Genomic DNA, 20,124 nt, shown 5'->3' on the forward strand with positions numbered 1-20,124 from the left:
TCGCCGCCGGATGGCGGTAATTTTGCCGCTGCCGTCGCAACATCGGTGCTCGCTATACTCGGCCGTCACTTGCCAGGGAGGCGCGCCATGCACCGTGTTCTGAATCGTCTGCTGCCGAAACCGATCCGATCCAGTCTGGTGTTTGTCCTAGTTGCCGTGGTTGCCGTTGCCCTAACCAGCCCGCGCAGTCTGGCGGCCGACAGCAGCACGCATCCGGCTGTGGTTCCGCCTGTCATCGCTCCGGCGATCACTCCGGCACCGACGATCACCCAAGCAATTGCCAATCCGCTGCGCAGTGATGCCGACCGCAAAGCCGATCTCTATCGCAAGCCGGAAGCGATGCTGGAATTTTTTCAGGTCAAGCCGGGCCAGATCGTGCTCGATGTCTTCGCCGGTGGTGGCTATTACAGCGAGCTGCTGGCGCACACGGTCGGCGCCAGTGGCCGCGTCGATGCCTTCAATAACAAAGCCTATCTCGACTGGGTCGGCGATCAACTGGCCGCGCGGCTGCACAACAACCGGCTGGCCAATGTCCAGCGAATCGATGTCGAAGTCGACGAACTGCAATTGGCCAGCAACCACTATGACCTGATCCTGACCAGCATGGCCCTGCACGACACTTATTACGCCAATCCCGAAGAGGGCTGGCCCGCCATGGATCGGCCCGCGCTGTTCAAAAAACTGTTTCAGGCGCTGAAACCGGGTGGCGTGCTGGCCGTGATCGATCACAGCGCCAGCACGAACCGCGGCAGCCAGGACAGCAAACCGCTGCACCGCATCGAGGAAAGCACACTGCGCCGGGATCTGGAACAAGTCGGCTTCCGCTTTGACGGTGCCAGTGACGCCCTGCGCAATCCGCAGGATGATCGCAGCCTGTCCAGTTTCGACCCGCGCATCCGGTTCCAGACCGACCGCTTTGTGCTGCGCTTCAAGCGGCCGCAATAGCCCGCAGCCAGCGCGGCCACAGTGCTAGAATCCGTCCAGCCGACCGGTCTGCATGGCCGGTCTTTTTTGGCGTTCATTCCGGTGACCGCCACACTTTTGAGTAGCGCAGAACCACCGTGCTGAATCGCGACCGTTCGCAGCAAATCCTGCATCTGACCCTGCCTGTGATGGGCGGCATGATTTCCCAAAACGTGCTGAATCTGGTCGACATGTACATGGTGGGGCGACTCGGCCCGACCGCCGTCGCGGCGATTGGCATCACCAGTTACGTCAACTGGCTGCTGGCGGCGGCGTTCATTGGCCTGTCGGCCGGTGTGCAGGCCATGGTCGCGCGCCGGATGGGCGAAGGCCGGCACGATATCGCGGCGCGGCCACTGAACGGTTCGCTGCTGATGATTGCCATGTCGGCCATTCCGCTGGCGATCATCCTGATTTTGTGCGCACCGTGGATCGTCTCGTTGCTGACCAAGGATCCGGCCGTTGCCGAACAAGGCACGCCGTATCTGCAGGCGCGTATCGCCGGCATCGCGGCGATGGGCATGAACTTTTCCTTCCGCGCTTACTGGAGCGCGATCAAACTCACCCGGTTTTATTTCATGACCTTGCTGGTCATGCACACGATCAACATCGGCATCAACTATGTGCTGATTTTCGGTCACTTCGGTTTGCCGGCGCTGGGCACCTTCGGTGCCGGTCTTGGCACCACCATCTCGCTCTATCTCGGCACGCTGATGTATTTCGCCTACGCCTGGACGCATACCCGCCAATACGGTTTCCTCGCCTCGCTGCCGCGCTGGGAAACGGTCGGCATGATCATCAAGGTGTCGGTGCCTGCCTGCGCCCAGCAATTTTTCTTTTCGCTCGGCTTCACCGTGCTGTTCTGGATTGTCGGTCAGGTTGGCACCGGCGAGCTTGCCGTCGCCAACGTGCTGACCAACACACTGCTGGTCGCATTTCTGCCTTGTCTGGCGTTTGGTTTGTCAGCGGCAACACTGGTTGGCCAGGCACTCGGCCGCAAGGATTGTGATGATGCTTATCGCTGGGGCTGGGATGTCGCCAAGCTGGCGCTGATCGTCGTGTTCATCATTGCGGTGCCGATGTTCATCTTCGCGCCGATGATCATGCACCTGTTCATTGCGGATCCGGCCATCGCCGAACTCGGGGTGATGCCGCTGCGGCTGGTCGCCGTCGGTTTGTTTCTCGATGCGGTCGGCACCGTGCTGTTCAACAGCATGCAAGGTGCTGGCGCCACGCTCAGCACCATGGCGGTGACGCTCGGTTTGCAATGGCTGGTGTTTTTGCCGCTGGCTTACTGGAGCGGCCCGGTGCTCGGCATGGGGCTGCTGATGATCTGGTCCATTTATGTTGGTTACCGCGCCTTCCAGACCGGCGTGTTCATCTGGCTCTGGCGGCGCAAGCGATGGACCACGATCAAACTGAATTGAACGACGACGGCGAGCACACGCACGCCTACGCTGCGCTGACACCGGATGCCATTTTATCGGCCCTGGAGGCGGCTGGCTGGCTGCCGGAAGCCGCGCTGCAACCGCTGAACAGTTTCGAAAACCGGGTCTACAGTTTTCGCGATGAGTCGGCGTCGGCAACGGTATCGGGTTCGAGCAACAACCGGTTCGTGGTCAAATTCTATCGACCGCAGCGCTGGCGCCCCGAGCAGATTCAGGAAGAGCATGATTTTCTGTTCGAGCTCGCCGACACCGATATCCCGGTCATCGCGCCGATCAAACGCGATGGCATCAGCCTGTTCACCGCCAACGGTTTTTCCTTCGCCGTGTTTCCGCAGCGCGGCGGTCGACCGTTTGAAACCGGCAACGAAGAGCAGCTGGCGATCATGGGCCGTACTGCCGGTCGTCTGCATGCCGTCGCCCAGCAAAAACAATTCCGCTGCCGCGAACGTTTGGATGTGCTCCAGTTTGCCCGACCGGCGTTGGCGGCAACGATGGCCAGTCCGCTGCTGCCCGGCCATCTCGCGCAGTCCTATCAAACGGCCGCCGAACAGGTGTTGGCCGCGTGTGAACAGCAGTTGCAGCGCCTGCACGATGTCAACTGGCAACGCTGCCACGGCGATCTGCATCCGGGCAATATTCTGTGGACCGGCGATGGCGTGCTGCTGATCGACTTTGATGATTGCCGGACAGCGCCGGCGGTGCAGGATTTGTGGATGCTGGCGCACACGGCCAGTGAACGCGCCTTGTTGATTGCCGAATATGAAAACTTCTGCGACTTCGATTGGCGCGAATGGCAATTGGCAGAAGTGTTCCGCGGTTTGCGATTGGTGCAATACGGTGGCTGGCTGGCCCAGCGTTGGGGCGATCCGACCTTTCCGCGTCATTTCCCGTGGTTTGGCGGCGACAGTTACTTTGCCGGCCAAATCAGCATGCTGCGCGTGCAGTGTGACGCCATTCGGGACAGCTGCCAAGCCGATGGTTGAGTTGGCTGTTCAACGCCGCACCGTGTCTTTCTCAACGGCTAGCTCAACGGCTCTCTCAACTCTTCTCTCAACACCTGGCCACTGCGCTTAAGCCGATTCACTCATTTGCTCAGCACTCGCCGTTGGCAAGACGTGCAAACGCCGGCCGATCTCTTCGCCCATTCGCTGTGCCAGTTCGCGCTCGCCCATCACCACGCTGTCGATGCCCATGTCTTTCAGGTGCTGATACTCGTCGTCATGGTGCGTCCGGACAATGATGTCGATGTCCGGATTCAGTTGCCGGGCCAGCTCAATCACCCGCCGGGTCTGGAACCGCTCCGGCGTGGTAATCACCAGAATGCGGGCTTGGGATAATTCGGCATGTTCGAGTATGCCTGGCAACGAAGCGTCACCGTAAATGACCGGCAGCTGCCGTTTGCGCAGCGTCTCGACAAAATGACGGTCGTGTTCGATGACCAGATACGGCAACTGCATCGCATCGAGCTGGGCGCCGATGCGCCGACCAACCCGGCCAAAGCCAATCAGCACCACATGATCATGCATGTGCTGCTGGCCGAGTTCGGTGGCGGGTGCAGCAAGCTTGTCCTGATTGCGATTGAAGCGCGCTGCCCAGCGCGGATTTTTTTCGATCACGGCCAGAATCGGTTTGATCGAACGGAAGGTCAGCGGATTGAGTGTGATGGAAATCAGCGCGCTGGCCAGAATGATGTTCTGGCCTTCAACCGGCAGCAATCCATGCAGCATGCCAAGGCTGGCGAGTATGAACGAAAACTCGCCGATCTGGGCCAGACCCGCCGACACCGTCAACGCGGTAACCAGCGGATATTTGAACGCCAGCACAATCACAAACGCCACCAGCGACTTGCCGATCAGAATGATGGCCACTGCCGCCAGCACATGCCAGGGACTGTTCAGCAGCACGCTGGGGTCGAACAGCATGCCGACAGCAACAAAGAACAACACCGCGAAGGCATCCTGAAACGGCAAGGCGTTGGCCGCAGCACGGTGACTGATGTGCGAACCGTTGATCACAACGCCGGCCAGAAACGCCCCCAGCGCGAATGACACCCCAAACAGCGTTGCGGCCGCGTAGGCAATGCCGAGCGCGACCGCGATGACCGCCAGCGTGAACAATTCGCGCGAATCGGTTTTGACCACCAGTTGCAACAGCCACGGCACCACCTTGGCGCCAGCGACGATCATCACGGCCGAAAAGACGCTGACCTTGACCAGCACCAAACCCAGCGACAACCAGAAGCCGCTGTTGCTGAGCAGATTGTCGCCACCTTTCAGCGCATCGAGCGCCGGCAACATCACCAGCGCCAGCACCATGACCAGATCTTCAACCACCAGCCAACCGACCGCGATGCGGCCGTGCACCGTGTTGAGAACTTTGTGCTCTTCCAGCCCGCGCAGCAGCACCACCGTGCTGGCCACCGACAGCGACAAACCGAACAAGATGGCCGCCGGCGTATCCCAGCCCCACCAATGCGCCAAGGCCGCGCCCATTGCCGTTGCCGCCAGGATTTGCAGCACCGCGCCCGGCAGCGCGATGTGACGCATCTTCAGCAGATCGCGAAAAGAGAAATGCAGGCCAACGCCGAACATCAGCAGGATGACGCCAATTTCGGACAATTGCTGGGCCAGCGAAATGTCGGCAACAAAGCCAGGCGTGTGCGGACCGACCGCGACCCCGGCCAGTAGATAACCGACCAATGGCGGCAAACCGATCCGTACTGCCAGCAGACCGGCAACAAAAGCGAACAGAAAGCTGAGCGCAATGGTCGCGATGAGCGTGTGTTCCACGATGGCAACTCCTGTTCTCAGGCTGATCTGTTTTCAGGTCAGACGGTTGTCAGGCTGGAGCAACGCTCATGAAGAGCAGCAACGAAAACGGTTTAACGAAAACTGCGGCAGGCCGTATCAGTACGGCCTGCCATGCTGTGATGCGATGATACGGTGATGCACATCGAATCTGTCCGTAGCGGGCAACAACCCCGATGCCCCATCCACTGCCGCCAGCTCAATGTGCCGATTTGGTCATCTTGTCCAGATAACCCATACCGAAAGCCGACGCCACAAAGGTCATGTGGATGATGACAAACCACATCAGCATGTCGCTGGATTGCTCGGAGGCTTGTTTGAGGATTTCAGGCGTCAGTTCGATGCCTTGGTCGCGCAGCGATTTGACCCGCTGGGCATAGACACTTTCAACGCCGATAAATTTCTGCAGCAGATGAATGGAGGAAATCGCCACAATGGAGGCCGCCACTTTCTGCTTCAGCGTGCTGGCATCGAGCTTGCCCATCCATTCCAGCTTCTCCGAGCCTTCGGTTTCGAGCTTCGAAACAAAATTCTCATATCCGGAAAACATCACCATGACCAGCAAGCCGCCAATCAGCGCCATGTCGACCAGGGCCAGGACAATCAGCACCAGATCACTTTCGCTTTTGCTCAGCAGTTCCGGGGCGACGTGGATCAGCTCCTGAAAAAATTTCACGGCCAGCGCTATCAACGCCAGCGACAGGCCCAGATAGATCGGTGCCAGCAACCAGCGACTGGCATACATGCTGCGCTCAATCAAACGTTCCACTACCAGCTTCTCCTGCAGAGCTTGAACAATGGCCCGGGATTGTAGCAGCCGCCGCCGCCCGGGTTTAACACTCCGCACTTGCCGTCGACGTCAGCCCGACTACGCTTAAGGCTCTCCCTGAACGTCAGGAGTTTGCCCATGTCTCGTCTTGTCATTTTCCTGTCCGCGGTGGCGCTGGCCGGGGCCAGTCACGCCGCCGAGGTCAGCTTGCGCGCCGATGTCTGGTATCCGATGAACGGTGAGCCGGGCGCCGCCAACCCCGGCTTCATGGTCGAAATCGCCCAAGAGGCACTGAAAGCCGGCGGCCACACCGTCAACTACCAGACCCTGCCCTGGGAGCGGGCGGTGGCAGAAACCCGGGCCGGCAAATTTGACTGCGTGATTGGTGCCTACAAAGACGACACCCCGGACTTTGTTTTCCCCGATGAGCCCTACGGCATGGATGTGCAGGCCTTTTTCGTCAAGAAAGGTCAGGCCTGGCATTACGGCGGCAGTCTCGACAGCCTCAAGGGCACCAGCGTTGCGGTCATCGGCGGGTATGCCTATGGCGACGAGTTCGAAGCCTTTGCCAAAGCCAATCCGACCGGTATTCAGTCGGTCAGCGGCGACAATGCGCTGGAGCAGAATCTGAAGAAACTGCTGGCCGGGCGCGCCGTGACCACACTGGAGTCGGTCTATGTGGCCGAAGCCAAAATCAAGGAAATGGGCCTGACCGGCCAAATCGAGCAAGCCGGCCTGTTTGGCGAACCGACTGAAATGTACATCGCCTGCAGCCCGGCCAAGCCCAGCTCCAAGGATTACGCCAAGCTGCTGACTGACGGCATCCGGCAACTGCGCAGCAGCGGCAAGCTGGCCACGATTCTCGGCAAATACGGGCTGAAGGACTGGAAGAAATAGCGCCTTGGCCGGTGCGGCACGATTCAGGCCGGATTCAGTTGCCCGGGCTCAGCATGGCGGCAACGGTGCGAACTCAGGTTCGCCCGGCAATCACAAGGAGTCTGAATCATGCGCACCCTGACCCTGACACTGGCCGCCCTGCTGCTGGTCAACGCCGGCCTCGCTGACGCCCGCGACCGGCAAGATGAGCGCGGTCGTGGCAATGCCGTCTATAGCGAACAAGGCCGCAACAGCGGCGCCTCGGACCGGCAATACCGGGACGACGGCCGCCGCGACAGTGGTGACCGCACAGGTGACCGCAATAACGATCACAACTACAGCGATAACCGCGACCGCGGTCGTGATGCCTTGGGCAATTGGCGCGACACCGATGCCGATCAGCGCAACTGGCGCGACAGCAACAGCCGGGAGCGCAATGACCGGGATCGCCATGCCGATCATGATCACCGCGGCCGCGACTGGGATGATCGCCGGGACTGGCGTGACAACCGCGACTGGAACGATCGCGATCACCACCACTACCGCGACTACGACAGCCGCGACACCTATTACTACTACTCGTCAGCACCGCGCCGGGTGATTTACTTCAATGACGGCTACGGCCATTACCGTCACTACCGGCTGCGCGGCGATTATTACAGCCACTTTTACGACCCGTTCTATTTCCACGGCGGTGTGCATATTCACGCCGGTTGCCATTACCACCACTTTGGTGACGCCATTGCTGCCGGCATCGTGATCGGCGCGATTCTGGGCGACTGGTAAGGCGCGAACCGGCGACCGTGATGACAACTGTCGGCGGGTAATTGCAGGGCCCTGACAAGGGTAATTGTGCACTGCAATTGCGGACGGAATCGCGTTTGCTAGACGAGCAAATCCGATGTGGGTAATGAGGGTTCCTCACGTCGGGTCTGTCCAGGGCGCAGGCAACTGCGCCCTGTTCTCTTTTCGGCGGATTGCCACGCCGCAGGCGCGCCCCCTCGTGCCCTACCCGGACTGGCAATGAGCAAAAAAAAACGGCGGACTTCGGTCCGCCGTTTTTTTATTTCGCTGCGGCCGTCATTTCTCCAGCTGCTGCCCCTTGATGGCCGTCAACGCGGCCCGGGCCTGCAATTCGGCGTCTTCATAGTGGCGCAGTTCCGCGGCCAGCTGTTCCGGATCGGCCGAGACCAGCCAGTCGTCACCCTTGCGAACATTGATCACTTCAAAGCTGAGCCGCAAATCGCGGCGGCGCTGCAGCTGGCGATTGCCCCAGGCCGAGAATTGGTTCGGCACCAAGCGGTAATGTTCCAGACTCTGGCCCGGCAACGGCCGGATCAGTTCGTGGGTCAGCACTTCATGCACCCACGGCTCACTGCGTTCCGAGCTGACCAGGGTGCCGCGCAGCTTGACGCCGGTAACGGCCTGATCGGTGCGGTTGATCAATTCAAACTCGACCACCGCCTGCGGCATGTAATCGCCGGTGGTCCAGCTGTATTGGGCATTCTGGATACCGACATCGCGCAGCTGGGCCAGCTCGGCCTTGGCTTGCTCGAGCTTGGCTTTGACTTCCTGCTGCGCCAGCTGCGCCGCCTGGACCGCGCGTTCTTCCCGGCTCTTGCGCAGTACCGCCGCCTTTTCAATGATGTCTTCGTAATCATCGCCGTCCAGCACGCCGAGCAGGGCCGGGCCGAGCGTGGCGTCCTTGGCAATTTCGACCGGATCGGTCGGCGGGGTACCGAGATAGCCGGTTTCCGACAGCGCAATGACCGCGAGCGCATCGGCCAAGACCGCCCGATCGGCGGCCGGGCGCGACTCGGCCATTTCGCCCACACTTTCAGCCAGCGCGTCCGTGTCGCTGTTGTCGACAGTTGGTTGGCAGGCCGCCAACAATACTAACGACAGGCACAGCAGCTGCCGCATAAGGCCCTCGTCTGAATCAAACAGCCAATAATGTTGCTTATGGTAGCAGGCTGCAGCGGAACCGCAGTGCCAGCGATCCGACCGATGGTGTCAGCCAACCCGTCAGCCGGCATCGGGGTGGTGTCGGCGCCGGCCCATTCCGCCGCTGCGGCCCGCGCCGCTAGCCAATCAGCCGGCGCAGGGCATCGATATCGTAGGCCCGGGCATAACGTTGCAGCTGCTCGCCCAGCTTGGCCTGCTCCGGTTCGCGGTCGAGCAGCTCGGTGCCAAAGTCGCGGATCCGGGCCAGCGCACCAGCGGTCAGCCAAGCCCGCAAATGCGCCAGCTCGCTGGCGGACAGCGTTTCACTGAGCGACAGCAATTCCGGCACCGGCGTCGGCGCGGAATGGCTGTAGCGGTATTGCACCGGCAGGCATTTGGCGATGGTCGCGCAGGTCTGCGCCAGATCGACCGGTTTCAATACCAGCCCGTCGAAATAGTCACGAATGTCAGCATTGACCTGGGCGTCGAATACGCTGGCGGTGAACGCCAGCACCGGCAGACCCGGATAGTCACGGCGCAGCCGACGCGCGCACTCAATGCCGTCCATGCCCGGCATCCGGATATCCATGAACACCAGATCCGGACGCGCTGCGGCAATACTGGCCAGCGCCGCCTCGGCCGACTCGACGGTGCTGACCCGAAAACCAATCTGGCGCAACTGCAGCGCCAGGGTGTCGCGGTTGTGGGCGACATCATCGACGATCAGCAAGCTCGGCGGCGTGCTGTCGAGCAAGGCCAGCGGCGTCGCGACCACACCATCTTCCACCGGGGCATCGCTGATCGGCATGGCGACGGTAAAGCGGAAACAGGAACCCTGGTTCGGTACGCTTTCCACTTTCAATTCGCCGCCGAGCATTTCGACCAGCCGGCGGGCGATCGACAGGCCCAGTCCGGTGCCTTCCTGACGCCATTGCTGGGCAGTGGTGCCGGCCTGTTGGAACGGCTCGAAAATGCGGGCCTGATCGCGTTCGGAAATGCCGACACCGGTATCGCGCACGGCAAATTGCAGTTGCCCCGGCTGGACATAGCGCACCGACAATTCGATCTGGCCACGCTCGGTAAATTTGACCGCATTGCCGAGCAGATTGATCAGCACCTGTTTCAATTTCGCCGAATCGCCAACCACCGCCAAGGGCAAGCCGGGCTCGCGGATGCTGAGCAACTGCAGGCCTTTGGCCTCGGCGCGCGGCCGCACCACGGTCAGCACATCATCGATCAACCGGATCAAGGCAAACGGCGCGTCCAGACGCTCCATCCGGCCCTGTTCGATTTTGGACAGATCCAGAATGCGGTTGATGAGTTCCAGCAAATGATCAGCACAGCGGTTGATGTTGGCGACAAATTCACGGGCTTCGCTTTCATCACGGGTGCCGTGACTGAGCAGCTGGGCGTAACCGATGATGCCGTTCAACGGCGTCCGCAATTCATGGCTCATGTGCGCCAGAAAATAGGTCTTGGCTTCGTTCGCCTGTTCAGCTTGTTCGCGCGCCGCAATGAGCTCCTGCTCGATGCTGTTGCGGCGCAGAATTTCGGCTTCCAACTGCTGATTGGTGTCACTGAGTGCGTGCGTGCGCTGGTCGACCATTTCGGTCAGATGCTGCTGGTGCGTACGCAACTCGCTGAACACTTCCAGGTAACGCTGGGCCAGCGCCTGCAATTCGTTGGGTGGCAATTCGGCGACGACTTTCGGCAGCGCTTCGACATTGCCGGTGTCGATCAAGGCATCCTGCAAATCACACAGCGGTCGGCCAACGTAGCGCTCCACCAGGATATACATCAGCAGCAGCACCGCCAGGGTAAAGCCGCCGACCAGCGTGACCATGCTGACCAGCGATTCGCTCAGCAGATTGCGCAGCTCACTGTCGTTGAACCGCAGACTGACGGCGGCCAGTTCGGCACCGCGGGTCTGAATGGTGAACTTGCGTTCGATAACGCCGCCGGAATCGAGCTGCGCCGGCATTTCCGCCTGCTCCAGCAGCTTGCTGTTGCCGCGCCGATCAAACCACCACTCATAGCGGGCTGCGCTCAGATCGGTGACCCGAACGCTGGCCAGTTCATCGAGGTACGACAGCGCCTTGACCGCTTCGGCGATCTGGCTTTCATCGAATTCCCAGAGTGGCTCGCGCAGCGCCACCGACAGCACCTCGGTCGCCCCGGCCATGCGTTGATCGAATTCCTGCTCGTAGGTCGATTTCATCGACTGGAAACGGATGTAGCCGAACAGCGGGATCAGCACCAGCACCAGCACGGCGACCCGAACAAACAGCTGCCACTGCAACCGAACCCGACGCGTTGCCGCTTGCGTCATGACAACACCTCGTTGGCCGCTGCATGGTGACTGTCGAGATCAAATACCGGCCGCAGCAATTCCTGATTGCGGACCAGCAATTGCAGCAGATTCGGATCGAAATGTTCCGGCCGGGTGCGGCCATCACCTTCGAGCAAAATGCGGATGGTTTGTTCGTGCGCAATCGGTTGCTTGTACGGCCGCCGCGAACGCAGCGCGTCATAAGTGTCGACCACGGTCGTGATCCGGGCGGCCAGCGGAATGTCTTCACCGCGCAGACCATTGGGATAGCCGCTGCCATCAAAACGCTCGTGGTGGCAGCTGGCGATTTCGGCTGCCATCTGAAACAGCGGTTGGGAATATTTGCGCAGGATTTTTGCGCCGGCTTCGGCATGGGTGCGCATGATTACCCATTCGTCATCGTCAAGCGGCCCGGCCTTGAGCAGGATGCGATCCGGAATCGACACCTTGCCGATGTCGTGCAACGGCGCTGCGTGATGAATGCGCCGGCAAAAATCGGCGTCACAACCGGCCAGCTGGGCCAATCGGCTGGCGTATTCACCGATCCGGCGGGTGTGGTTGCCGGTATCGCGGTCGCGAAATTCACCGGCCCGCGCCAACAACGCCAGTGCTTGCTCGTAGGAATCATTCAACTCGTCGACCAGCATGTGCACGGTCTTGGTCTTGCGATCGACCTCGTCTTCCAGATGCTCGCGCAGCCGATACAGCTCCAGATGCGTGTTCAGCCGGGCCAGCAATTCATCGGCCTGAAACGGCTTGCTGACGTAATCCATGCCGCCGACCTGAAAGCCGCGGATCTTGCTTTGCGGTGTGCTGTCCGCCGACAAGAACAGCACCGGGACTTTGCCCAGACCCGGCAGCAAGCGCAGCCGGGTGCAAGCTTCGTAACCATCCATGCCACCGGGCATCATGACATCCAGCAAAATGATTTCCGGCGTCGCCTGCGGTGCAATCTGCAAGGCCATTTCACCGCTGTTGGCGGCGAACACATCAAAGCCCTGTCGCTCCAGCATCTCACCCACTACCGCCAGATTGGTGCTGTTGTCATCGACAACCAGAACCCGTCCCATTTTTGCCATTCCCGGCCCCACCATCACTGTGTCTGCCCAGCTGAACTGGCTGAAGTCTAGTCCATGATGCCGACCCGAGATCGTCGGGTCAGCGCTGGCGTGCCCGCCTGACGGCTCATCTACACGCCACGTAGTCGTTGTAATGTCGCCTCAATGCGCCGCTCGCATGGCCTTGCCGGCGGTCGGCAGGCCCTGGTGCGCGCGCAGCAACTGCACCAAATGGATCAACGTCCGCCGCCGCGAGGTGCTGGCCCGAAACACCAGCCCGACATTGCGCTCGGTGCTGGCTTTCAGCGGCAAATAACGGACGCCGTCCTCCTGCTCGCGCACCGCCATTTTCGGCATCAGGGTAATGCCGATGCCACCGGCCACCATCTGCCGCAGCGTTTCCAGACTGCTGGCGCGAAAGGTGGCGTTCTCGCCGGCGCCGGCCAGATGACAGACTTCCAGCGCCTGATCACGCAGGCAGTGGCCGTCTTCGAGCAGCAGCAGCGACTGGCCCTGCAAATCCTCCAGCTCGACCTGCTTGCGTTTGGCCAGCGCATGTTGCTTTGGCACCGCCAGCATGAATGGCTCATGAAACAGCGAAATGGCTTCCAGGCCCTCATGCGGAACCGGCAGAGCCAGCAGCGCAGCATCGAGCTCACCACGCAGCACCAATTGCACCAGATGCGGCGTTTTGTCTTCGACCAGAAACAATTTCAGATCCGGCAATTTCTGCCGCAGCAATGGCAGCACCTGTGGCAGGTAATACGGCGCCAGCGTCGGAAAGGCGCCCAGCCGCAATTCGCCGACCAGCGGATCCGACGCCGAGCGCGCCAGCTGCACCAGCGCATCGGCTTCCGAGACGACCCGGCGCGCACGCGCGGCAATGTCGGCGCCGAGCGTGGTCAATTGCACTCGCCGGCTGTCGCGTTCAATCAACTGCGCGCCCAGATATTCCTCCAGCTTTTTCAGCTGCTGACTCAAGGTCGGCTGCGAGACATGGCAGGCCTCGGCCGCCTTGCCGAAATGCTTGTATTCCGCCACCGCTACCAGGTACTGCAAATCACGCAAATTCATTGCGGGTTCTCCAGCCATGCGCGCCGCGGCCACCGGCCGGCGCAATCATAGGCAATGCCTATCAGACTGATTAAACCATTCGAATGGGCTTGGCAAGCGCTTTCCCCGAAGATGGCGTCGCCAAAACGAAGACACCATCGTCAGCAGTGATACGCCATTGCCGATGATGGTCGTGTTTTGGCAACCGCCGGGCTGGCAACCACAGCAGGCACTGAACACATCGCCCGCTTGCGCCGTCTCAGCGCCGCTAGCGTGACGCGGGTCTGAATTAACCGAATACATTTTTTCCCTTAGCAGGAGTTGCACCCATGTTGTCCGTAGGTAAAAAACTGCCAGCGTTTAACCTGAAAGCCGTCGTCAGCAGCGACATCAACACCGCCTTCGTTGATGTCCGCAACGATCAATTTGCTGGCAAATGGCTGGTGCTGTTTGCCTGGCCGAAGGATTTCACCTTTGTCTGCCCGACCGAGATTGCCGAGTTTGGCAAATTGAATGGCGAATTTGCCGATCGCGGTGCGCAAGTGCTGGGTCTGTCGACTGACTCGGAGTTTGTCCACCTGGCCTGGCGCCAGCACAAGGAAGAGCTGAACAAGCTGCCGTTCCCGATGCTGGCCGACATCAAGCGCGAGTTGTCGGATGCGCTTGGCATTCTCGATGCCGAAGAAGGCGTTGCCCAGCGCGCGACCTTCATCGTTGATCCGGAAGGCGTGATTCGGTTTGTCATGGTGACCGATCTGAATGTCGGCCGTAACGTCAAGGAAGTGCTGCGGGTGCTCGATGCACTGCAAACCGACGAACTGTGCCCGTGCAACTGGCAAAAAGGCCAGGACACGCTGAAAGTCGCCTGAGCCTGATCGGATCTGAACTGGTCGCAGCGGCTCGTGACCGAGCCGCTGCGAACCACACTGAATATTTCACTGAACCCTTATCGAGCGCGCGTGTGAACCACGTGCGCAGGAGCGAGTCATGTCCACCGAAAATGTCGCCGGCACTTCCGCCATTGAAACGCTGCGCGCCGCCCTGCCTGACTCGGCGCGCGACATCAAACTGAACCTCGGCACGGTGCTGACCACCGACGGCGCGCCGGATCTGAACGACCAGCAGATCTGGAGCATTGCGCTCGCCGTTGCCTACTCAACCAAGCATGATCGCGTTGCCACCGCCGTCGAGGCCGACGCCCGTTTGCATCTCGATGACGTGCACGTCAATGCCGCCCGCACCGCTGCCACGGTGATGGCGATGAACAATGTCTACTACCGTTTTCTGCATCTTGCCGGTGACAGCGAGCTGAGCAAATTGCCGGCCCGGCTGCGGATGAACGGTTTGGCCAATCACGGTATTGCCAAACTTGATTTTGAATTGATGGCGCTGGCGGTATCGGCCGTCAATGGCTGCGGCATGTGCATCGAGTCACACGTGCATGAGGTCAGCAAGCAAGGCGCCAGCAAACTGGCGATCCAGTCGAGCGCCCGCATCGCGGCGGTGATCGTCGCGACCGTGCAGGCGCTGAGCTTGCCGCAGTAATCAGCATCACGCGGGAGCGGCAGCCGGCAGCGGCGTTTGGCCGCTGCGGTTACGGCGCCCGGTGCAGTTGCTGCTCGCGGTACAGCAGATACAGACCGCAGGCGATCACCACCGACGCGCCGGCCAGCATGCTGGCGCGCGGCACGGCCTGCCAGACCAGAAAATCGAGCAGCACGCCCCAGATGATGGCGGTGTATTCAAACGGCGCCACCACACCGGCCGGCGCCCGGCGAAACGCTTCGGTAATGAAATATTGACCGAGTGCGCCGGTCAGGCCAACGCCGATGAACCACGGCCAGTGCTGCCAGTTGATCGGCGTCCAGTTTGGTGCCGCCAGACTGGTCGCGCCGAGCGACAGAAAAATGGTGAACCAGAACATCATCGCGGCGGTGCTGTCGGTGCGACCGATGATGCGGGTCAGAATGGCCGAGAACGCGTAACAGGCAGCGGCGAACAACACCGCCAGCGCACCCAGACTGAAAAAGCCGGTGCCGCTCGGCCGCAGCATGATCAGCACGCCGATAAAACCGATCACAATCGCCAGCCAGCGCTGCCATTCGACATGCTCTTTCAGCAGCGGCACCGAGAAAGCCGTGATCAGCAGTGGCGCGACGAAAAAGATCGAATAGGCATCGGTCAGGCTGAGCGAATGCACGCCGTAAATGAACGCCGCCAGCATCAGCACGCCAATCCCGGCGCGCAGCGCATGCAAAGGAAGCCGCGCCGGCCACATCGCCGACCAGCGTTGCCGCCATAGCAGTGACAGCAGGACAAACGGCGTCGCGGTCAGCCCGCGCAGGGCGCTGACTTGCATCGGCGGGTAATGCACGACCAGCATTTTCAGGAACGCATCCATGCCGGAAAACAGGGCAATCGCACACAGCATGGCGATGATGCCGCGCCGGCGTTCGCGCTGGGCGCGCTGGCGGTCGCTGTCTGTCAGGCTGGTCATTGCTGGGCATCCGAATCCGGCGCCGACGGCGCCGCAGGGCCGGGCATTCTAGCTGAGCAGGGCCGTCACTGCCGGTCATGCGGTGGTTCGGGCTAGACCCGCCTGGCTGGACCCGCCCGGCCAAGACCAGCCATGGCGCGCGGGACCGCGAGCGTCCTCCGGTATCGCCCACGTACAACCGGCACGCCGGACCCCGTTGGCAGCCAGTGAGCGCTGGCGGTGGCTGTCATCAGCCGGCTTTCGCCGGTCTCCGATCGGCCGCTCAGCAGTGCTACCATGCGCGCCCTTTTTCTGTTGCCGGTCGTCCGTCCCATGCAGTTCCGCCACCTCTGCCTGTATCGCATCCGCCCCGAAGCCCTGCCGAATCTGGAAACCCTGGAGGCGGCGCTGCGCGAGCAGCCGTTTGCCCCGTGTGGCGCGACCGAGCCGCAGCGGGTCGGCTGGGTACCGGCACTGGATGACGAAAGCACCGCCTACGTCCACAGCGGCAGCGGTACTGGCACCTGGCTGGTCCGGCTGCGCGAACAGCGCCGGCTGCTGCCGGCCGGGGTGATCCGCGAGCAGCTGGAAGATCAGGTGCGGCAGATTCAGGACAAGGAAGGTCGCAAGCTCGGCAAGAAAGAAATTGTCCGGCTCAAAGACGAGCTGATGTTCACGCTGCTGCCACGCGCGTTCACCAAGACCGGCGACACGCTGGCCTTGATCGCGCCGGAAGCCGGGCTGATTCTGGTCGGCGCCGGCAGCCTGACCAAAGGCGAATTGCTGCTGAACGCATTGCGGCTGGCGCTGGGCTCGTTGCCGGTGGCGCGGCCGGCGTTCTCGGCGCCGATCCCGGCCTTTTTGACTGCCTGGCTGCAAGGCGAGCGCGAAATGCCGGCCGGTTTCACCTTGGAAGACGCCTGCGAAATTGCCGATGAAGAAGGCACCGTGCGCTGCAAGGGCATCGATCTGGTCAGCGACGAAATCCGCAAGCATCTGGAACTCGGCCGGGAAGTGCGCAAGCTGGCGCTGACCTTCGAAGACTCGCTGAGCTTTACCTTGCTGCCGGATGCCCGGCTCGCCAACATGAAACTGTCCGAGCGACTCAGCGGCGAACTCGACAGCCAGTTCAGTGGCGACAAGTTCGAAAACCTCGATGCCGAATACCAGCTCTGGTCGCTGACGCTGCTGCGTCTGCTGCCGCGTCTGCTCAGCAGCATTGGTGAGACCGCCAGCTAAGCCGGGACTGCTTTCGCTCGGCCGTATTTTTCCATCTAACAACCGTTTTCCATCGAACAACAGTTTCACCTCAATCAACATTTTCACCTCGAGCTACACTTTTTCGTTGCCGACTGGTCGAACGCCGTCGTCAACGAAAAAGGAGTCGGGCATGCGCAACGCTGCCGGGGTTATCAGTTCGGTTGTCTGTTTGCTGATCGCATCACTGTTCAATGCAACGGCCAGCGCCGCCGAGCCGGCGTCGTTCGATTCTGCTTTCGATACCGTTGCCGCCTTCCGTTACCTGCACCAGCCCGATCTGGTCTTCAACACCGTCAACCACCAAGAGCTGCTGCTCGATGTCACCCGCCCCGACGACAACCGCGCCCGCCCGGTCTTGTTGTTCTTTCATGGCGGCGGCTGGGCCTACAACAATAAAAACCACGCCGACATGTGGCTGCTGCCCTGGCTCGCCGAAGGGTTTGCGGTGGTCAATGCCGATTACCGCAAAGTCGATGTCGCCACAGCCCCCGGCGCGGTCGACGATGCCCGCTGCGCGCTGAACTGGATCGCGCTCAATGCCGACCGCTTTCATTTTGATCTGAACCGTATCGTCGTCTCCGGCCATTCCGCTGGCGGCCATCTGGCGCTGATGACGGGCTATGCCACCGACAGCGGACTGTTTGATCGACAATGCTGGAACGGCGACGGGCCGAAAGTGGCCGCAGTGATCAACTGGTATGGCATCACCGATGTCGCCGACTTGCTCAGCGGCCCGCACCAGCACGCCTACGCAGTGCAGTGGATCGGCAATCCGCCGGACCCGGTTGCGCTGGCCAAAAAAGTTTCGCCGCTGAGCTACCTACGCAAGGATGTGCCACCAACCCTGAGCATCCATGGCGATGCCGATACCGTGGTGCCGTACAGTCACAGCCTGCGACTGCACGAAGCGCTGCGCAAACTCGGTGTCACCGAGCAATTGATCACCGTGCCCGGCGCCAATCACGGTGAGTTTTCCAACGAGGCGGTAACGAACGCCTACCAAGCAATCTGGGCCTTTTTGGCTCGACAAAAATTGCTGCCGGACCAAGACCGCGGCAGCGGTAAATAGGTTTATCGTTGCCAAACCGGCGGCAACATCTCGTCCTTTCCGCAGACTCGCACACAGCGAGCGCACTTGGCAGCCCGTCAAAGTCTGGCGCGATGATAAAAAAATGACCTGTCCCTGTGACGAATCCCCGCAGCCAGCGAATCATGAGTGGAATCCCCTCGTTACCGGAACCCGATCATGTCGGAAGTCAGTGCCACGATGAGCCTTGATACCCGTCAGGCGTTTGCCGCGCTGCTGGAGCGCCATCGCAAGATTGTCTTCAAGGTGGCCAATAGTTATGCCTGGCAACCAGACGATCGCGCCGAGCTGGCGCAGGAAATTGCCTTGCAGCTGTGGCGCGCCTACCCCAACTACGATGCCAGCCGGCGCTTCTCGACCTGGATGTATCGCATTGCACTGAACGTAGCCATTTCTTACGTCCGTGAGCACAGCGAGCGGCGCGCCAATACGGTAGCGCTGGATACCGACTTGCATGACACCGCCGACCCCAACGCCCGCGATCCGGAACTGGCGCAACAACTGAGCACGCTGCACCGGGTGATTGCCGCACTCGATCCGCTGAACCGGGCGCTGATGCTGTTGTATCTCGATGAATACAGCAACCGGGAAATTGGCGAAGTGCTTGGCCTGAGCGAGACCAATGTCTCGACCAAGCTGAGCCGTTTGAAGCAACGCATTCGTAGCGAACTGGCCTGAGCCAGCCGCAACACTGGGAGACAGAACATGAGCAACCCGATGGAACTGGATGATTTGAAAGCGGCCTGGCAGGCCATGGATCGCAAGCTGGAACAGCAAAACGGTCTGCTGTTGCTGCAGGCTCGCGAATCGCAGTTCAAGACCCTGCGCCGGCGCTTGCTGCCGCTGCGCTTTGGCCAGGCGCTGCAGATGTTGTTTGGCGTCGCGTTGATCTTGCCATCAGTAACGGTGTGGTCGTCGCTACGCGATGGCAGCGCGCTGTTCTGGGCCGGGATCGTGATGCATGTCTACGGCGTCATGCTGATCGTGACCGGCGGCATCATGCAGGGTTTGCTCAGTGAATTTGATCGCGGCGAATCGGTGCTGACCAACCAGAAACGGCTGGCGAAAGCGCGGCGCTTTTATGTGCTGGCTGGCATGAGCGTCGGCCTGCCGTGGTGGCTGCTCTGGATCCCGTTCATGATGGTGATCAGCGCGGCCGCTACCGGCGTCGACTTCTATGCCCGTATGCCCAGCGCGATCAACTGGATGCTGCTGGTGGGCGTGCTGGGTCTGGTCGCGACCCTGCTGCTCCATCGCTGGGCCATGCGGCGACCGAGCTGGGCGAACCGTATCGAACGCTCGGCCGCCGGTCGCAGCCTGAACCGGGCCAAAGCGACTCTGGATGAAATCGCCGCGTTCGAGCAGGACTGAGCGGATGGGCGCAACCGGCTTGCTGTCAGCAAGTTGCCAATAAAAAACGCGGCCAGTGGCCGCGTTTTTTATTGTCTCTTTTTTCACTGCCGCGTTTTTGCTTGGCGTTGCTTGGCCATGCTCAGCGCTTTTTACTTCTCGCTGTCTTGAAAACGCTTCAGGCTGGCGACGATTTCGGCGCGGGCGGCGTCGGCGCCTTCCCAGCCGGTGACCTTGACCCATTTGCCTTTTTCCAGATCCTTGTAGTGCTCAAAGAAGTGCTGGATTTGCTGGCGCAGCAACAGCGGCAAATCTTCATGCGATTTGACGTCGTCATACAGCGGGGTCAGTTTCGACACCGGCACCGCCAGCAACTTGGCGTCGCCACCGGCTTCGTCGTCCATTTTCAGCACGCCGACCGGACGGCAGCGGATCACGACGCCGGCTTGCAGCGCAAACGGCGTCACCACCAGCACGTCGGCCGGATCACCGTCATCGGAAATGGTGCCGGGAATGTAACCGTAGTTGCAGGGATAGTGCATGGCGGTGGCCATGAAACGGTCGACGAAAATGGCGCCGGTTTCTTTGTCCACTTCGTATTTGATCGGCTCGGAATGGGCCGAGATCTCGATGATGACGTTGATTTCGTCCGGCACTTTCTTGCCGGCCGGGACTTCTTTCAGGGCCATGTCGTTACCTGCTTT

19 protein-coding genes are annotated in these 20,124 nt (G+C 60.9%); 11 read left to right on the forward strand and 8 right to left on the reverse strand.

Translation table 11 applies throughout. The features are described from left to right. Positions 1-87 precede the first annotated feature (87 nt). From HPT27_RS00095 to HPT27_RS00105, 3 genes are all read left to right on the forward strand, one after another. Positions 88-945: a class I SAM-dependent methyltransferase gene (locus HPT27_RS00095; RefSeq protein ID WP_172237186.1), complete on the forward strand. Its 858-nt coding sequence runs from the start codon at positions 88-90 to the stop codon at positions 943-945. 116 nt (positions 946-1,061) lie between these two features. After that, entirely contained in the window at positions 1,062-2,390 is a 1,329-nt protein-coding gene (locus HPT27_RS00100; protein WP_172237188.1) for an MATE family efflux transporter, read from the forward strand. After that, on the forward strand, positions 2,366-3,394 hold the full coding sequence (locus tag HPT27_RS00105; protein WP_172237190.1) for a serine/threonine protein kinase: 1,029 nt from the start codon (positions 2,366-2,368) through the stop codon (positions 3,392-3,394). Before HPT27_RS00100 ends, HPT27_RS00105 begins: the two co-directional genes overlap by 25 nt. Before the next feature lie 87 nt (positions 3,395-3,481). Here HPT27_RS00105 and HPT27_RS00110 read toward each other — a convergent pair whose 3' ends face one another. Both HPT27_RS00110 and HPT27_RS00115 read right to left on the reverse strand, forming a co-directional pair. After that, a complete protein-coding gene (locus HPT27_RS00110; RefSeq protein ID WP_328819739.1) occupies positions 3,482-5,200 on the reverse strand; it encodes a cation:proton antiporter domain-containing protein in 1,719 nt (572 codons plus the stop codon). A 217-nt stretch (positions 5,201-5,417) separates the two neighbouring features. Beyond that, positions 5,418-5,987: a TIGR00645 family protein gene (locus HPT27_RS00115; protein WP_172237192.1), complete on the reverse strand. Its 570-nt coding sequence runs from the start codon at positions 5,985-5,987 to the stop codon at positions 5,418-5,420. A 138-nt stretch (positions 5,988-6,125) separates the two neighbouring features. On the opposite strand from HPT27_RS00115, the gene HPT27_RS00120 reads away from it, so the two are divergent. Continuing rightward, entirely contained in the window at positions 6,126-6,884 is a 759-nt protein-coding gene (locus HPT27_RS00120; protein ID WP_172237194.1) for a substrate-binding periplasmic protein, read from the forward strand. Positions 6,885-6,992: 108 nt separating this feature from the next. Then, a complete protein-coding gene (locus HPT27_RS00125; protein ID WP_172237196.1) occupies positions 6,993-7,649 on the forward strand; it encodes a hypothetical protein in 657 nt (218 codons plus the stop codon). A 294-nt stretch (positions 7,650-7,943) separates the two neighbouring features. Here HPT27_RS00125 and HPT27_RS00130 read toward each other — a convergent pair whose 3' ends face one another. The 4 genes from HPT27_RS00130 to HPT27_RS00145 all read right to left on the reverse strand — a co-directional run bounded on the left by HPT27_RS00130 (position 7,944) and on the right by HPT27_RS00145 (position 13,268). After that, positions 7,944-8,786, reverse strand: a complete 843-nt coding sequence (locus tag HPT27_RS00130) for a hypothetical protein (RefSeq protein WP_172237198.1) — start codon at positions 8,784-8,786, stop codon at positions 7,944-7,946. 160 nt (positions 8,787-8,946) lie between these two features. After that, entirely contained in the window at positions 8,947-11,136 is a 2,190-nt protein-coding gene (locus tag HPT27_RS00135) for an ATP-binding protein (protein ID WP_172237200.1), read from the reverse strand. Next, a complete protein-coding gene (locus HPT27_RS00140; RefSeq protein ID WP_172237202.1) occupies positions 11,133-12,206 on the reverse strand; it encodes an HD-GYP domain-containing protein in 1,074 nt (357 codons plus the stop codon). Before HPT27_RS00140 ends, HPT27_RS00135 begins: the two co-directional genes overlap by 4 nt. A 150-nt stretch (positions 12,207-12,356) precedes the next feature. Continuing rightward, on the reverse strand, positions 12,357-13,268 hold the full coding sequence (locus HPT27_RS00145; RefSeq protein ID WP_172237204.1) for a LysR substrate-binding domain-containing protein: 912 nt from the start codon (positions 13,266-13,268) through the stop codon (positions 12,357-12,359). A gap of 308 nt (positions 13,269-13,576) precedes the next feature. Between HPT27_RS00145 and HPT27_RS00150 the strand changes: the two genes are divergently transcribed. Next, entirely contained in the window at positions 13,577-14,116 is a 540-nt protein-coding gene (locus HPT27_RS00150) for a peroxiredoxin (protein ID WP_172237207.1), read from the forward strand. Between the two features lie 118 nt (positions 14,117-14,234). Next, positions 14,235-14,792 carry a carboxymuconolactone decarboxylase family protein gene (locus HPT27_RS00155; RefSeq protein WP_172237209.1) on the forward strand — a complete coding sequence of 186 codons (558 nt, stop codon included), beginning with the start codon at positions 14,235-14,237 and terminating at the stop codon, positions 14,790-14,792. Positions 14,793-14,841: 49 nt separating this feature from the next. Here HPT27_RS00155 and HPT27_RS00160 read toward each other — a convergent pair whose 3' ends face one another. After that, positions 14,842-15,744 carry a DMT family transporter gene (locus HPT27_RS00160; protein ID WP_172237211.1) on the reverse strand — a complete coding sequence of 301 codons (903 nt, stop codon included), beginning with the start codon at positions 15,742-15,744 and terminating at the stop codon, positions 14,842-14,844. A gap of 276 nt (positions 15,745-16,020) precedes the next feature. Here HPT27_RS00160 and HPT27_RS00165 point away from each other — a divergent pair, with 276 nt between their 5' ends. The 4 genes from HPT27_RS00165 to HPT27_RS00180 all read left to right on the forward strand — a co-directional run bounded on the left by HPT27_RS00165 (position 16,021) and on the right by HPT27_RS00180 (position 19,441). Continuing rightward, positions 16,021-16,962 carry a recombination-associated protein RdgC gene (locus HPT27_RS00165; protein ID WP_172237213.1) on the forward strand — a complete coding sequence of 314 codons (942 nt, stop codon included), beginning with the start codon at positions 16,021-16,023 and terminating at the stop codon, positions 16,960-16,962. Between the two features lie 151 nt (positions 16,963-17,113). Further along, entirely contained in the window at positions 17,114-18,052 is a 939-nt protein-coding gene (locus tag HPT27_RS00170) for an alpha/beta hydrolase (protein ID WP_172237215.1), read from the forward strand. A 177-nt stretch (positions 18,053-18,229) separates the two neighbouring features. Further along, positions 18,230-18,748: an RNA polymerase sigma factor gene (locus HPT27_RS00175; protein ID WP_211197791.1), complete on the forward strand. Its 519-nt coding sequence runs from the start codon at positions 18,230-18,232 to the stop codon at positions 18,746-18,748. Positions 18,749-18,775: 27 nt separating this feature from the next. Next, complete coding sequence (locus HPT27_RS00180) at positions 18,776-19,441, forward strand: hypothetical protein (protein WP_172237217.1); 666 nt, start codon at positions 18,776-18,778, stop codon at positions 19,439-19,441. Between the two features lie 131 nt (positions 19,442-19,572). Here HPT27_RS00180 and ppa read toward each other — a convergent pair whose 3' ends face one another. After that, complete coding sequence (gene ppa, locus HPT27_RS00185) at positions 19,573-20,109, reverse strand: inorganic diphosphatase (RefSeq protein ID WP_172244967.1); 537 nt, start codon at positions 20,107-20,109, stop codon at positions 19,573-19,575. Positions 20,110-20,124 lie beyond the last annotated feature (15 nt).

This window comes from Permianibacter fluminis (assembly GCF_013179735.1).
GTDB lineage: Bacteria > Pseudomonadota > Gammaproteobacteria > Enterobacterales > Permianibacteraceae > Permianibacter > Permianibacter fluminis.

Excerpts from the sequence above, each read along its gene's own strand:
- HPT27_RS00125 (WP_172237196.1), top strand. The coding sequence starts at position 6,993 with ATGCGCACCCTGACCCTGACACTGGCCGCCCTGCTGCTGGTCAACGCC.
- HPT27_RS00095 (WP_172237186.1), top strand. The coding sequence starts at position 88 with ATGCACCGTGTTCTGAATCGTCTGCTGCCGAAACCGATCCGATCCAGT.
- HPT27_RS00145 (WP_172237204.1), bottom strand. The coding sequence starts at position 13,268 with ATGAATTTGCGTGATTTGCAGTACCTGGTAGCGGTGGCGGAATACAAG.
- HPT27_RS00160 (WP_172237211.1), bottom strand. The coding sequence starts at position 15,744 with ATGACCAGCCTGACAGACAGCGACCGCCAGCGCGCCCAGCGCGAACGC.
- HPT27_RS00165 (WP_172237213.1), top strand. The coding sequence starts at position 16,021 with ATGCGCGCCCTTTTTCTGTTGCCGGTCGTCCGTCCCATGCAGTTCCGC.
- HPT27_RS00135 (WP_172237200.1), bottom strand. The coding sequence starts at position 11,136 with ATGACGCAAGCGGCAACGCGTCGGGTTCGGTTGCAGTGGCAGCTGTTT.
- ppa (WP_172244967.1), bottom strand. The coding sequence starts at position 20,109 with ATGGCCCTGAAAGAAGTCCCGGCCGGCAAGAAAGTGCCGGACGAAATC.
- HPT27_RS00105 (WP_172237190.1), top strand. The coding sequence starts at position 2,366 with ATGGACCACGATCAAACTGAATTGAACGACGACGGCGAGCACACGCAC.
- HPT27_RS00175 (WP_211197791.1), top strand. The coding sequence starts at position 18,230 with ATGTCGGAAGTCAGTGCCACGATGAGCCTTGATACCCGTCAGGCGTTT.
- HPT27_RS00170 (WP_172237215.1), top strand. The coding sequence starts at position 17,114 with ATGCGCAACGCTGCCGGGGTTATCAGTTCGGTTGTCTGTTTGCTGATC.
- HPT27_RS00130 (WP_172237198.1), bottom strand. The coding sequence starts at position 8,786 with ATGCGGCAGCTGCTGTGCCTGTCGTTAGTATTGTTGGCGGCCTGCCAA.
- HPT27_RS00155 (WP_172237209.1), top strand. The coding sequence starts at position 14,235 with ATGTCCACCGAAAATGTCGCCGGCACTTCCGCCATTGAAACGCTGCGC.
- HPT27_RS00150 (WP_172237207.1), top strand. The coding sequence starts at position 13,577 with ATGTTGTCCGTAGGTAAAAAACTGCCAGCGTTTAACCTGAAAGCCGTC.
- HPT27_RS00140 (WP_172237202.1), bottom strand. The coding sequence starts at position 12,206 with ATGGGACGGGTTCTGGTTGTCGATGACAACAGCACCAATCTGGCGGTA.
- HPT27_RS00120 (WP_172237194.1), top strand. The coding sequence starts at position 6,126 with ATGTCTCGTCTTGTCATTTTCCTGTCCGCGGTGGCGCTGGCCGGGGCC.
- HPT27_RS00180 (WP_172237217.1), top strand. The coding sequence starts at position 18,776 with ATGAGCAACCCGATGGAACTGGATGATTTGAAAGCGGCCTGGCAGGCC.